The 15,359-nt window shown below is 70.8% G+C and carries 1 protein-coding gene (cut by both window edges); it reads left to right on the forward strand.

All 15,359 nt of this window come from inside a single coding sequence — locus AB4Z55_RS08605, non-ribosomal peptide synthase/polyketide synthase (RefSeq protein ID WP_369519551.1), on the forward strand. Of the gene's 40,245 coding nucleotides, 3,822 precede the window and 21,064 follow it; the stretch shown corresponds to coding positions 3,823-19,181, spanning codon 1,275 (complete) through codon 6,394 (partial); the first complete codon in view begins at position 1. The start codon and the stop codon both lie outside this window.

Genomic DNA, 15,359 nt, shown 5'->3' on the forward strand with positions numbered 1-15,359 from the left:
CTCGCGCTGTCCGGTGCGTCGATGGTCGTCGTCGCCGGCGCGGTCCCGGGCTGGGCCGAGTCGATCGGCCCCGGCGGAGCCGGGTCGGGCACCCTGATCACGGTCGATCTCGACGCGCTCGCCACCGCGGAGCCCGCGCCCGTGACCGACGCGGACCGGTCGGCGACGTTGCGTGGCGGGCACCCGGTGTACACGCTCTTCACATCCGGCTCGACCGGACAGCCCAAGGGCGTGACGATCACGCATCGCGGTCTGCACGACATGCTGTCCTGGTTCGGGGCCTACACCGGCGATGCGGCGGACGAACGGGTGCTGGTGAAGACGCCGTACACCTTCGACGCGTCGGTCTGGGAGCTGTTCTGGCCCTTCGTCGCCGGCGCGACCGCCGTGGTCGCCGCGCCCGACGGGCACCGGGACCCGGCCCACCTGGCCCGGGTCATCGCCGACGAGCGGGTCACCTCCGTGCAGTTCGTCCCGTCGCTGCTCGCGGTGTTCCTCGACGAGGCCTTCGATCCCGCCGCCGGTCTGTCCTCGGTGCGCCAGATCTTCACCGGCGGTGAGGCACTCACACCCGCGGTGACCCAACAGACGCTCGCGGCAGCTCCGCACGCGGTGATCGTGAACCAGTACGGCCCCACCGAGATGACCGTCGACGCCACGATCGCCGCCCTGACCGAGCCCGTGGACGTGGTGCCCGTCGGTCGCCCCGCACCCGGACTCACCGCCCGAATCCTCGACCGTCGCCTGCGCCCCGTCGCACCGGGTGTGCCGGGAGAGTTGTATCTCGGTGGCGCACAGATGGCCCGGGGTTATGCGGCCGCACCCGCCCTGACCGCCCAGTCGTTCGTCGCGGACCCCGCCGGGCCCGCCGGCGCGCGGCTGTACCGGACCGGCGACCTCGCCCGCTGGCGCGCCGACGGCGACATCGAATACCTCGGCCGCACCGACTTCCAGGTCAAGATCCACGGCCAGCGCATCGAACTCGGCGAGACCGAGGCCGTGCTGGCCGCGGCGCCGGGCGTGGTCTCGGTGGCCGCGGCGGTTTCCACGACCCCCGCGGGCGACGCGCTCGTGGCCTACCTCACCGGCCATCCGGGCGACACCGTGGACGTCGACTCGGTCCGTGCCTTCGCCGCCGAGAGACTGCTCGCGCACCTGCGTCCCACGCTGTGGGTCGTCCTGGACGAGATGCCGCGCAACGCCTCCGGCAAGGTCGATCGCCGGGCGCTGCCCGCGCCCGCCGTGACCGAGTCCGAGGTCGTCGAACCCGTGACCCCCGCCGAACGCATCCTCGCGGGAGTCGTCGCGGAGGTACTCGGCGTCGAGCAGGTCTCCGTGGTCGACTCCTTCTTCGACCTCGGCGGCAACTCGCTGGCCGCGATGCGGGTGGCGGCCCGTGCCGGTGCCGCACTCGGCGTCGAGGTCAGCGTCCGCGACCTGTTCGATGCACCCAGCGTGCGCGAACTGGCCCGGCGTGTCGCCGATCGCGTGCCCGGCCTCCCCCCGGTGACGGCGGTCTCCCCACGGCCGGATCAGATCCCGCTGTCCTATGCGCAGCAACGGATCTGGTTCATCAACCAGTTCGACACCGCGTCGGCCGCCTACAACATCCCGATCGCCCTGCGGTTGCGGGGCAAGCTCGATCTCGCGGCGCTGCGTGCCGCGATGGTCGACGTCGTCGAGCGTCAGGAAGTGCTCCGGACGGTGTTCCCGTCGATCGACGGTGGACCGCGACAGGTCATCGGGGACGCGGCCGGGGTTGCGGCCGAACTCGATTGGGACGTCGTCGACGACGAGTCCGAGCTCTTCGCGGCCGCCGCCGGTGGCTTCGACGTCACGGTGCAGCGACCGATCCGGATTCGGGTCCATCGCGTCGACGATCTCGAACACATCGTCCTCATCGTCATCCACCACATCGCCGGCGACGGCGAGTCGATGCGTCCGCTGGTCACCGACGTCGTCACGGCGTATGTCGCACGCTCACAGGGACGATCACCGGAGTTCGCGGCACTCGAGGTGCAGTTCGCCGACGTCGCGCTCTGGCAGCGTCGTGAACTCGGGTCGATCGACGATCCGGACTCGCGGGTGTCGGCTCAGGTCGATTACTGGCGCTCCGCGCTGGTCGGACTGCCCGAGGTGCTCGAACTGCCCGCCGACCGTCCGCGCCCCACGGTCGCGTCGATGGCCGGTGCCGAGGTCGGGTTCGAGATCGACTCGGCAACAGCAGATCTCGTCCGCGAACTCGCTGCCGAACGTGGTGTGACCGAGTTCATGGTCATCCACGCCGCGCTCGCGGTGCTGCTGTCGCGACTGTCGGCGACCGACGACATCGCGATCGGCACCCCGATCGCCGGCCGCGGCGATGCCGCCCTGGATCCGCTGGTCGGCATGTTCGTCAACACGCTCGTCCTGCGGACCGTCGTCGACCCGGCGCAGCGGTTCGCCGACCTGCTCGACGCGGTGCGGGTCACCGATCTCGACGCCTTCGCGCACGCCGACGCGCCATTCGAGGCGGTCGTCGATGCACTGGCGCCGTCGCGATCCGAGGCGTTCGCGCCGCTCACCCAGATCCTGCTGACCGTCGATCCCACCCCCGCGGATCCGTCCACGCTCGTCGCCGACATCGACGACCTGGCGGTGGAAGTGGTGGAGACCGAGGAGAACTCGGCCAAGGTGGACCTGACGGTCGGACTGCGCGGCGGACGCGGCGGGTCCTGGATCGGTCGCGTCAACTACGCCACCGACCTGTTCGACGAGGCGACGGTCGCACAGATGATGGATCGGTTCGCCCGGCTGCTGCACGAGCTGGTCACCGATTCGACCGTGCCGGTCGGGGATGCCGACCTGCTCGACACCATCGAGCGTGACATGCTCACCCCGGTCGGCCGCCGGCCCGCGACGCCGGCCGTGCCGCTGGCAGAGCTGTTCGCCGGCGCGGTCGAGAACGCCGGGACCGACCGCATCGCGGTCGTCGACCCCGAACGCACGCTCACCTACGGTGAACTCGACTCCGCGTCGAACCGGCTGGCCCGCCACCTGCTTGCTCAGGGCATCGACCGTGAAACGCTGGTGGCCCTCGTCATCCCGCGTTCGGTCGACCTCATGGTCGCCATCTGGGCGGTCGCCAAGACCGGCGCCGGATACGTCCCGATCGACCCCGACTACCCGGCCGACCGCGTCGCCCACATGATGTCCGACTCCGGTGCGACCATCGGGCTCACACTGACCGGCGTCGCCGACGTCGCCGCTTTCGGTGGGCAGTGGGTGCACCTGGATTCGCCGGAATCGGCCGAAGCGGTCGCGGGGCTCAGCGATGCGCCCGTCACCGACTCCGATCGCCCCGCGCCCGTCCGAACCGGCGACACCGCCTACGTGATCTACACCTCCGGCTCGACGGGTCTGCCGAAGGGGGTCGAGGTCACCGCGGGTGGTCTGCGCAATTTCGGTGTCGAGGCGGTCAGGAGGTCCGGGATCACCCGCGACTCGCGTGTCCTGGGCTTCGCATCGCCGAGCTTCGACGCCTTCGTCCTCGAGTACCTGCTGGCCTTCACCGCGGGCGCAGCGGTCGTCTACCGCGATCGTGACGCGGTTGCCGGGGCGCCGCTCGCGGACTTCATGCGCGCACACCGGGTCACCCATACGTTCCTGACCCCGACGGTGCTGGCATCCCTCGATCCCGCCGAGCTCCCGCACCTGGAGTCCGTCTGGGCGGGTGGCGAGGCCGTGCCGGAGTCGTTGCGCGACCGCTGGAGTCGATTCGTCGCCTTCCGCAATGTCTACGGTCCGACCGAGACCACCATCGTGATCACCGTCGCCCCGCCGACCGAACCGGGGGAACGACTCCACATCGGCCCTCCGATCGACGGCGTCGACCTGCTGGTGCTCGACGCCCGGCTCCGTCCCGTTCCGGTCGGGGTGGCGGGCGAACTCTACGTCAGTGGTCCCGCCCTGGCGCGCGGCTACCTCGATCGCCGAGGGCTGACCGCAGAGCGGTTCGTCGCCAACCCCTTCGGTCGGCCGGGGGAGCGGATCTACCGCACCGGCGACGTCGTCCGGTGGGCGCGACATGGCGACGGGTCCCTGTCGGTCGACTATGTCGGGCGCAGCGACGACCAGATCAAGCTCCGCGGTCTGCGGATCGAGCTCGGCGAGATCGAGAGCGCCCTCGGCGATCACCCCGCCGTGGCGTCCGCGGTCGTCACCGGCGTCGATTCCGACGGGGCGCTCGCCGCCGGCGGACAATCGGTCGTCTCCGCACTCGCCGCCTACGTGGTGCTGCGTGCGGACGTCGACATCGCCGCTCTCCGCGAGCATCTCGCCGATCGGCTGCCGCTGTTCATGGTGCCCGCGAGCATCGTCGCGCTCGACGCGTTGCCGCTCACCCCGGTGGGCAAACTCGACCGCCGGGCACTGCCCGCACCGACGATCGAGATCGAATCCGATCACGTCGCGGCGGAGACGCCGGTCGAACAGCAGCTCGCCTCGATCATCGGCGGTCTGCTCGGACTCGAGCGGGTCAGCGTCGGCGACTCCTTCTTCGCGCTCGGTGGCGACTCCATCATGTCCATCCAGGTGGCGTCGGCCGCCCGTGCCGCCGGGATCGACGTGTCGCCCCGGGACATCTTCGAGCACAAGACCGTTCGTGCGATCGCCCGAGCGGTCGGCGCGCGGGGCGAGCGGGTGCCCGCGCTGGCGGAGCTGCCCGGCGGTGGGATCGGCCCGATGGCCGTGCCGCCGGTGGTCTCGTGGATTCTCGACCACACCGACGAGGTCACCGACTTCGGCGACTTCTCCCAGTCGATGGTGCTCGGCGCTCCGGCCGGACTCACCGTGGAGATCGCGCAGGAACTCCTCGCGCAGGTCGTCGCCGTGCATCCGATGCTCGCCGCAGCCGTCGAGTCCGGACCGGACGGCGAATGGCACATGCGCACCGGCGTCGTCCCGCTGGATTCCGGTGCGGTCACCGCCCTCGCGAGTCCGGTACGGACCGGCGAGCCGGGTTTCGCCGACACCGTCGTCGCGGCCTTCGAAGACGCCTCGCGTCGTCTCGACCCGACCGCCGGGCGGCTCGTCGCGGCCGTGCTGGTCACCGATCCCGACGACGACGCGCGTCTCGTGGTCGTCATCCACCACCTGGGCGTCGATGCCGTCTCGTGGCGGGTGATCATCGAGGACCTGCTGACCGCCTGGGCGCAGCACCAAGGGGGGCAGGCGTATTCGCTGCGACCGGAGACGACCTCGGCCCGCGCCTTCACCGCGGCCCTCGACGCACAGCGCGCCGAGCGGGCCGGCGAACTGCGCTACTGGCTCGAACGCTCACCCGAACACGTCACCGACCTCGGCGCGCGGCTCGACCGGGAACGCGATCGGATGTCCACCACCGACACCGTCGTGCACAGGGTCGCCTCGCCGGTCACCGAGGCGCTGCTCACGACGGTGCCGACGGCGTTCCGCGGCAACGTCAACGACGCCCTCGTCGCGGCGCTCGCGCGCGCCGTCCGGTCCTGGCAGCAGGACCGGGGGATCGTCGACGACCGGCCGGTGACCCTCCTGCTCGAGGGCCACGGGCGGTATGAGGAAGCCCTCCTGCACGGGCCCGATCCGCGGGCCGTGGACCTGTCCCGGACCGTCGGGTGGTTCACCACGATCGCGCCGATGGCCATCGACGTGCGCGGCGACTCCGTCCACACGGTCAAGGTCGCCAAGGAAGAGCGGGCCGGTGCGCCCGACAACGGGATCGGCTATGGCCTGCTCCGCTACGGCGGTACCGAGTTGTCCCGACGGCCGATGCCGAGCATCGGATTCAACTACCTCGGCAACGTCACCGGAACCGGGGCGGCCGGCGAGAACACCACCGCCGGTGAGGCGGGGATGCCGTTCCTGCCCGACCCCGCGGCGCCGCGCCTGCCCGGCACCGTGACCGGTGCGATGGTCGCGCCGAACCTGTTGAGCATCAACGCCGGAACCGCCGTCGGCGACGCCGGTCGCGAGTTCGTCGCGGAGTTCACCTTCCCCCGCGGCGCACTCTCCGCCGCGGACGTCGACGACCTCGCGCGGCGATGGGACGCCGAACTGGCGACGATCGTCGAGGAGGTCGCCCGCATCGGCGACCCGGGGCTCTCCCCGTCGGACGTCCTCGGGGCACGCGTCACCCAGGACGATCTCGATCATCTCGCCCGGAGGTATCCGGGCGCGGACGTGTGGCCGCTGTCGCCGTTGCAGCGCGGCCTGCAGTTCCAGGCCGAACTCGCCGCCGCGGGCCGTGCGGCCGGCGCGGTCGACGTCTACACCGCGCAGGCGGTGGTGACCCTGAAGGGGCAGGTCGACGCCGACCGACTCGCCGACGCCGTGCGCGAGGTCTTCGCCCGCCATCGCGTGCTGCGCTCGAGTTTCGTCCGGGTGCCCAGCGGCGAGGTCGTCGCGGTGGTCCCCGAGACGGTCGACATCCCCTGGCGGACAGTCGATCTCGATGCCGTGTCGGCTGCCGGACCGGACGGTGACCGCGGGGTCGCCGACGTCGCGCAGGTCGAGCGCGCGACGCCGTTCGATCTGGAGTCCGGCCCGCTCATGCGGTTCGTCCTCGTCCGCAGTGGCGCGCGTTCGACGCTGGTCGTCACCAGCCACCACATCCTGATCGACGGCTGGTCGAGCCCGCTCATCATGGCGGATCTGTTCGCGCTGTACGCGACCGGTCAGACCTACACCGGCACCGTCGCCGCCGAGTCCGGCGCGCGGGGAGACTATCTCGACTACCTGCGCTACATCGCCGCGTCCGACACCGAGGCGGGGCTGGCGGCGTGGCGTTCGGTGCTGTCCGCCGTCGACGAACCGACGCTGGTCGGCTCCGGCCGCGAGGCGACCTCCGATCAGCTGCCGCGCGACCACAGCGTGTTGCTGCCGCCCGAGATCACCTCCGCCGTCGACGACCTCACGCGCGCACGAGGAGTCACCGTCTCGACGGTGATGCAGTTCGCCTGGGCGGTTCTGTTGTCGCGCATCACCGGTCAGCGGACCGTCGTCTTCGGCGAGACCGTCTCCGGTCGTCCGGCCGATCTGGACGGCGTCGAGACGATGGTCGGCCTCTTCATCAACACGCTGCCCGCCGTCGCCGACGTCGATCCGAACGCCCGCGCCGTCGACGTTCTCGACGCGCTGCAGGCCTCGAAGGTCGCGGTCCTCGACCACCAGCACCTCGGACTGCCCGAACTGACCGCTCTCGTCGGTCGCGGGCAGCTCTTCGACACCCTTGCCGTGCACGAGTCGTATCCGGTCGACGCCCAGTCGCTGAAGCAGGGCGCCGATGCCGGTGGCATCGGGATCGAGGATCTCGATGCGACGGACTCGACCCATTACCCGCTGAACCTGGTGACCGGCGTGGTCGGCGACCGGATCGAGCTGAAGCTGAAGTACCTGCCCGCGGCCTTCGACGACCGGCAGGTGCAGGTGTATTCGGATGCGCTGATCCGCATCCTGACCGGTGTCGTCGCGGATCCGACCGTCGAGATCGGGGCGATCTCCCTGCGCGACGACGCGGAGTACCGACGCGCGATCACGCCGCCGGTCGCCCGCACGGCGAACACGGACTCGTCGCTGGTGGAGCTGTTCGGCCGCTCGGTGCTCGCGCACGCAGGGCGCCCGGCCGTCACCGACACCGCGACGACGGTGGACTACCGCGAACTCGACGATCGCTCCGCAGCGGTCGCCGCCGCGTTGCAGGCGCGCGGTGTCTCCGCCGGCGACCTCGTCGCGGTGGCAACGTCCCGCGACGTGGATCTCGTCACCTCGATCCTGGGTGTGTTGCGCTGTGGCGCGGGTTATCTGCCGCTGGACACCACCAATCCGATCGACCGTCTGCGTTTCATCGTCTCCGATGCCGCGCCGAGCGCGGTGATCATCGATGACACGACCGCGGACGTCGAGCTGTGGTCGGAGCTGGGGTCGACGCCGGTGGTGCCGGTCGCGCAGCTGCTGGCCGACGGTGCCGGTGCGGATGCACGACCGGTCGCGATCCACCCCGACTCGCGCGCCTACGTGATCTACACGTCGGGGTCCACGGGCCGACCCAAGGGCGTGGAGGTCACCCACCGCGACGTGGTCACCCTGATGGACACGGCCGCAGATGATTTCGATGTCGACGAGACCGACGTCTGGACCATGTTCCACTCGTACGCGTTCGACTTCTCGGTCTGGGAGCTGTGGGGGCCGCTGCTGACCGGTGGCCGTCTCGTGCTGGTGGACCGGGACCTGGCGCGTGCACCGGAGGAATTCCTCGACCTGCTGGCGCGCGAACGCGTCACCGTGCTGAGCCAGACACCGTCGGCGTTCTATCAGCTCGCCGAGACCCGCCGGCGCCGTGAGGCCGCACTGTCGTTGCGCTACATCGTGTTCGGCGGCGAGGCGCTCAGTTTCGAGCAGGTCCGCCGCTGGTTCGACGACCACCCGGGCGAGTCCACGTCGCTGGTCAACATGTACGGCATCACCGAGACGACCGTGCACGTCAGCTTCCGGCCGCTCGACCCGCAGTCGGTGACGGCCGACGACGCGAGCTTCATCGGCCGCCCGTTGAGCTCGTTGGCCATCCACGTGCTCGACGACCGTCTCCGGCCGGTGCCCGAGGGCATCGTCGGCGAGATGTACGTCACCGGTGGGCAACTCGCGCAGGGCTACCTCAAGCGTGCCGGGCTGTCGTCGACGCGTTTCGTGGCGTCGCCCTATGGCGGGCCCGGATCCCGGATGTACCGCACGGGCGATCTGGCCCGCCGGGTGGGCGATGACATCGAGTACCTCGGCCGCGGGGACGCACAGGTCCAGTTGCGTGGCTACCGGATCGAGTTCGGTGAGATCGAGGCGGCGCTCCTGGCGGTGCCGGGTGTGAGTGCGGCGGCGGCACGTGTCGTCGACATCCCCGGCCGCGGTGAGCAACTCATCGGCTACCTCGTCCGCGCCGCGGAGAACGCCGTCGACACCGCCGAGGTCCGGCGCATCGCCGGGCGCGCGGTGCCGTCGTACATGATCCCCGACCAGATCGTCGATCTCGAGACCCTGCCGCTGACGGCGAACGGGAAGCTCGATCGCGAGGCCCTGCCCGTACCGGACTCGGCCACCGTCGTCGAGGATGTCGTCGCCCCTGCGGGCCCGCAGGAGACCGCGGTCGCGCAGGTCTTCGCCGAGGTGCTCGGTGTCGACGAGATCGGGGTCGCGACAAGCTTCTTCGACCTCGGCGGCAACTCGCTGTCGGCGACCCGCCTCGCCTCCCGCGTCGCCGACGCACTCGGTACCGAGGTGTCGGTGCGGGACGTGTTCGAGGCGCCGTCCGTCCGCGACCTCGTCGCGGCGGTGTCCGGGCGCGGCGCGAGCCTGCCGCCCGTGGTCGCGGTCTCGCCGCGGCCGGACCGGATCCCGCTGTCCTTCGCCCAACAACGCCTCTGGTTCATCAACCGGTTCGAACCCGCGTCGTCGACCTACAACATCCCGATCGGGCTGCGCCTGCGCGGTCCGGTCGATGCCGAGGCCCTGCACGCCGCGGTCGAGGACCTCGTCGTCCGCCAGGCCGTGCTGCGGACGACGTTCCCCGACGTCGAGGGGGTCCCGTATCAGCGGATCCACGGACGCGACGAGGTCGACCGCCTCGACTGGGCGATCGTGGACTCCCAGGAGCACCTCGAGACCGCGATCACCTCCGGCTTCGACGTCACCGCCGACTGGCCGATCCGTGCGCGGTTGTGGCCGGTCGCCGCCGACGAGTTCGTCTTCGTCGTGGTCGTGCACCACATCGCCGCCGACGGCGAATCGATGAAACCCATGCTCGCGGATCTGATCACCGCCTACGGTGCGCGCGTGTCGGGTCAGGAGCCCGAGTACGCCGAGCTCGAGGTCGAGTTCGCCGACTACGCACTGTGGCAGCACGACGTCTTCGGCTCGGCCGGCGACCCGGACTCGCTCATCGCGGCCCAGCTCGACCACTGGACGAGCCGGCTCGCCGGCACGCCGGACGTCCTCGAACTGCCCACTGACCGCCCGCGCCCGCCGGTGGCGTCGCAGCGCGGCGCCCGCTTCGACTTCGACATCCCGGCTCCGGTCGGCGATGCGATCGAACGGGTCGCATCCGAACGCGGGGTGACCCCGTTCATGGTCGTCCACGCGGCGCTCACCGTGCTGCTCGCACGTCTGTCGGCGACCGACGACATCGTCGTCGGCACCCCCATCGCGGGGCGCGGGAAGGCCGCACTCGACGCGCTCGTCGGCATGTTCGTGAACACCCTCGTGCTGCGCGTCCCGGTGACAGGCGAGGAGACCTTCGACGCACTGCTGGACCGGGTGCGCACGATCGATCTGGATGCGTTCGCCAACGCCGACGTCCCCTTCGAGACCCTCGTGGAGGCCCTCAACCCGGTGCGGACGGAATCGTTCGCACCACTGGCGCAGGTCAATCTGACCTTCGACCAGTCCGCGTCGGCGGACTTCGCCATCGACGCCGAACAGAGCGGGTCGATCGGTGACCTGGATTTCGAGCCTCTCCCGCCGGCGGCTCCGGGCGCCAAGGTGGACCTGAACTTCGCCATCGACAGGGGAGACGACGGTCGGCGCTGGGCCGGTTCGGTCATCTACGCGACCGATCTCTTCGACGAGTCGACCATCGATGCACTGACGCAGCGACTCGTCGCCGTGCTGCAGTCCGTCCTGGCGGCACCGTCGCGACCGGTCGGCGATGTCGATCTCGTGTTGCCCGCCGAGGCGGTCCGCCTGCAGGACTTCGAGGCGGGGCCCCGTGCCGAGGTGGGTGCGCCGGACACCGTCGCCGACCTGGTGTCGGCCTGGGCGGCAGCCACCCCCGATGTGCCCGCGGTCATCTACGACGACCGGGTCGTCGACGCGGCGGAGTTCGCCGCGCGTGTGTCACTGCTCGCCCGCGAACTCATCGATGCGGGCGTCGGACCCGATGCTGCGGTCGGGGTCTGCCTCGACCGGTCGGTCGAGATCATGGTCGCGGTGCACGCGATCGTCGCGGCCGGTGGGCAGTACGTGCCCATCGACCCGGAGAGCCCCGTCGAGCGAAGCCGGTACATCCTGGAGACGGCTCGGGTCGCGACCGTCGTGACCGGCCACGGCGACACGCCGGAGGCGCTCGCCGAGTTCGCCGGCCGGATCGTGCGTGCCGACAGTACGGTGCCACTGCCCGACGAACCGGTGCCGCCGGTGACAGGGGCCGAACGCCTCGGCGGCGTCCATCCGGACAATGCCGCGTACACGATCTTCACCTCCGGCTCCACGGGCCGGCCCAAGGGCGTGACCGTCACCCACGGCGCCCTGCGGAACACCCTGGCGTGGTTCAGCGACTCGAACGGCGAAGGCGGACATCGCTTCCTGATGAAGACGCCCTACACCTTCGACGCGTCGGTGTGGGAGTTCTTCGGACCGGTGTTCAACCGGAGCGCGGTCGTCGTGGCCGAGCCCGGCGGGCACCGTGATCCCCGGTACCTCGCGGGACTCATCGAGCGTCACGGCGTGACGTCGGTCAAGTTCGTCCCCTCGATGCTGGCCGCCTTCCTGGACGGCGCGACCGGGGCGGGCATCGAGAAGCTCGCGACCCTGCGCCGCATCTTCTCCGGCGGCGAGGCCCTGCTGCCCGGTCTGGCCACCGGGCTGGCCACCGAACTGCCCGACGCGCTCCTGGTCAACCAGTACGGTCCCACCGAGGCCGTCGTCGACATCACCTACGGTGCGGTCACCGACCCGTCGGCGCAGAACATCCCGATCGGCACACCGGTCTGGAACTCGTCCGTGCATGTCCTCGACGCCCGCTTGCGGCCCGTGCCCGTCGGTGTCGCGGGAGAGCTGTATCTGGGCGGCGTCCAGCTTGCCCGCGGTTACGCCTCGCGCTCGGGACTGACCGCTGAGACCTTCGTGGCCGATCCGTTCGGACCGGCCGGTGCCCGGTTGTACCGCACCGGCGACCGGGGTCGGTGGAACGCCAACGGTGAACTGGAGTATCTGGGCCGCAACGACTTCCAGGTGAAGCTGCGTGGCCAGCGCATCGAACTCGGGGAGATCGAGTCGATCCTGGGTTCGGCGCCCGGCGTCGTGCACACCGCCGTCGTCGTCTCCGCCCCGGCGGGTGGAGGCGAACAACTGGTCGCCTACCTCGCCGGCGGCCCGGGCGTGACGCCCGACCTCGACACGGTCAAGGACCTCGCGCGTCGCGGCCTGCCGCAGTTCATGGTGCCGACGACCTGGATGGTCCTCGACCAGATGCCGCTGACGACGTCGGGAAAGGTCGATCGTCGCGCGCTGCCCACACCCGATGTGAGCCAGCGCGAGGTGGTTGCGCCCGCGAACGAGACCGAAGCCGCAGTGGCCGAGGCGTTCTCGAGCCTGCTCGGGGTGGACGACATCGGTGTCACCGAGAGCTTCTTCGACATCGGCGGCACGTCTCTCTCGGCGATGCGCCTGGCCGCTCGTGTCTCCGACGTCCTCGGGGTCGAGGTGTCGGTCCGCGACATCTTCGACGCCCCGACGGTTCGGGAACTCGTGGCCGGGACCACCGAGCGCGACCGCGCGCTGCCGCCGGTCGTCGCGGTATCGCCACGCCCGCAACGCATCCCGTTGTCGTTCGCGCAGCAGCGGATGTGGTTCATCAACCAGTTCGACCCGACGCTGCCCACCTACAACATCCCGACCGTCGTGCGGCTGGCCGGAGATCTCGACGTACCGGCGCTGCAGGCGGCGATCGCCGACGTGGTGGCTCGCCACGACGTGCTGCACACGACGTTCCCGCAGGACGAACAGGGTCCGTACCAGCTGATCTCGGATGCTTCGGAGGTCGCCTCCCGCCTCGACTTCTCGATCGTCTCGACGGCCGAGGAATTCGAGCGGACGATCACCCGCGGCTTCGACGTGTCGGCGGAATGGCCGGTGCGAGCCTGCCTGTGGCCGGCCGAGGACGACACCCACATCCTGGGTCTGATCGCCCACCACATCGCCTTCGACGGTGAGTCGCGCAAGCCGCTCGTCGCCGACCTGGTGGCGGCCTATGTCGCTCGCAGCGCCGGGGAGGTCCCGGCTCTCGCGCCGCTCGACGTCCAGTTCGCCGACTTCGCGATCTGGCAGCACGACGTGCTCGGTTCCGCCGACGATCCCGAGTCGGTCCTGGGCCGTCAGCTCGCGCACTGGACCGAACGTCTGACCGGACTGCCCGACGTCCTCGAGCTCCCGACCGACCACGCCCGGCCCGCCGTCGCCTCGGCCCGGGGCGGACGACTCGGCTTCGAGATCCCCGCCGAGGTCGCCGACGCGGTGGCCGCCACCGCGCGCACGCACGGCGTCACCCCCTTCATGGTCGTGCACGCCGCGCTCGCGGTGCTGCTCGCGCGGTTGTCGGCCACCGACGACATCGCGATCGCGACCCCCGTCGCCGGACGTGGTTCACGCGTCCTCGACCCGCTGGTCGGCATGTTCGTCAACACCCTCGTCCTGCGGTCGCGCATCGCGCCGGAGATGAGCGTGGACGAGCTGCTGGCACAGGTGCGCGGGACCGACCTCGACGCGTTCACCAACGCCGACATCCCGTTCGAGACGCTCGTCGAACACCTGGACCCCATCCGCTCCGAGGCGTTCGCACCCCTCGCGCAGGTCCTGCTGACCCTGGGTGAGGCGCTGCCCGCCGGACCCGGGGTGCTCGGCGAGGACGCCGCCGCCGGCGCGGCCGAGCTGCCCGGACTGGCGATCACCCCCGTGGAACCGCCTGAGGTCTCTGCCCAGCTCGACCTCGCCGTGGCCGTCTCGGTCGGAGAGGCCGGTCAGGCGTGGTCGGGGAGTGTGATCTACGCGCTCGACCTGTTCGAGGCCGGCACCGTGGCCGGATTCGCCGACCGCCTGGTCTCGCTGCTGCGCGACATGACCGGCGCCAGTCGCGACACCGTCGCCGTGGGCGATCTCGCGCTCGTCTCGGCCGACGACCGTGCCCGCGTCGACGGCTGGTCGGTCGGTGAGACCACGGTCTTCGGAAGTCCGGTGATCGCCGACGCGGTGGCCGCACGTATCGCCGAGGACCCGACGCAGGTGGCCATCGACTTCGAAGGTCGTCGACTCACCTACGGTGAATTCGGCTCGCGCGTGGCCGATCTCGCGCGGACCCTGATCGGGCTCGGGATCGGTCCCGAGGTCGCCGTCGGCGTCTGCATCGACCGTTCGGTCGAGATGGTCGTCGCCGTGCACGCCGTGCTCGCCGCAGGTGGTCAGTACGTGCCGATCGACACCGCCGCACCGGCCGACCGGGTCCAGTACATGATCGAGACCGCCCGGGTCGCCGTCGTGCTGTCCGCCGGTGACGCACGTCCGGAGGCGATCGACGGACTCGACGTCGGGATCACGCTGGTGCAGGTGGACGCGACGAGCGCCGTCGCCGACACCGCGCCCGTCACCGACGCGGACCGCCTCGCGCCGCTGCGGGGCGACCACGCCGCCTACACGCTGTTCACCTCCGGCTCCACCGGCCGCCCCAAGGGCGTCACGGTGTCGCACGCCTCCGTCATGAACCGGTTGTGGTGGGGACTCGGGGAATTCCCGTGGACCGTCGGCGACCGCATCGTGCAGAAGACTCCCTACACCTTCGACGTCTCCGTGCCGGAGTTGTTCGGCCCGTTGATCTCCGGCGCGACGATGATCGTCGCCCGGCCCGGCGGTCACACCGACCCCGACTATCTCGTGGACCTGATCTCCTCGACACGGGCCACGTCGGTGCACTTCGTCCCGTCGATGATGTCGATCTTCCTCGATCTCGTCCCGGCCGGACGATTCGCCGAGATGTCGGCGCTGCGATGGGTTTTCGCCTCCGGTGAGGCGCTGCCGCCGGCCGTCGTGGCCAAGCTGCACGCCCTGCTGCCGCAGGTCTCCATCGTCAATCTCTTCGGGCCCACGGAGGCGGCCGTGGAGGTCGCCGTCGCCGACGTGTCCACCGCCCCGGCGATCATCCCGATCGGCGTGCCCGTCGCGAACACGTCGACATGGGTCCTCGACGCGCGGCTGCGACCGGTTCCGGCCGGGGTGCCGGGTGAGTTGTACCTCGGCGGCGTCCAGCTCGCCCGCGGTTATGCCGCACGCGCCGACCTGTCCGCGGAACGGTTCGTCGCCGATCCGTTCGGCGAACCGGGTTCGCGTCTCTACCGCACCGGCGACCTCGTGCGTTGGCGGGCAGACGGAACCCTGGAGTACCTGGGCCGCACCGACTTCCAGGTCAAGCTGCGCGGCCAGCGCATCGAGCTCGGTGAGATCGAGTCCGTGATCGCGACCGTCGAGGGTGTCGTGCACACCGCCGTCACGGTGGCCAAGGCCCCGACGGGCGCCGACCACCTCGTCGGTTA

It is taken from the genome of Gordonia sp. ABKF26 (assembly GCF_041103195.1).
Lineage (GTDB): Bacteria > Actinomycetota > Actinomycetes > Mycobacteriales > Mycobacteriaceae > Gordonia > Gordonia terrae.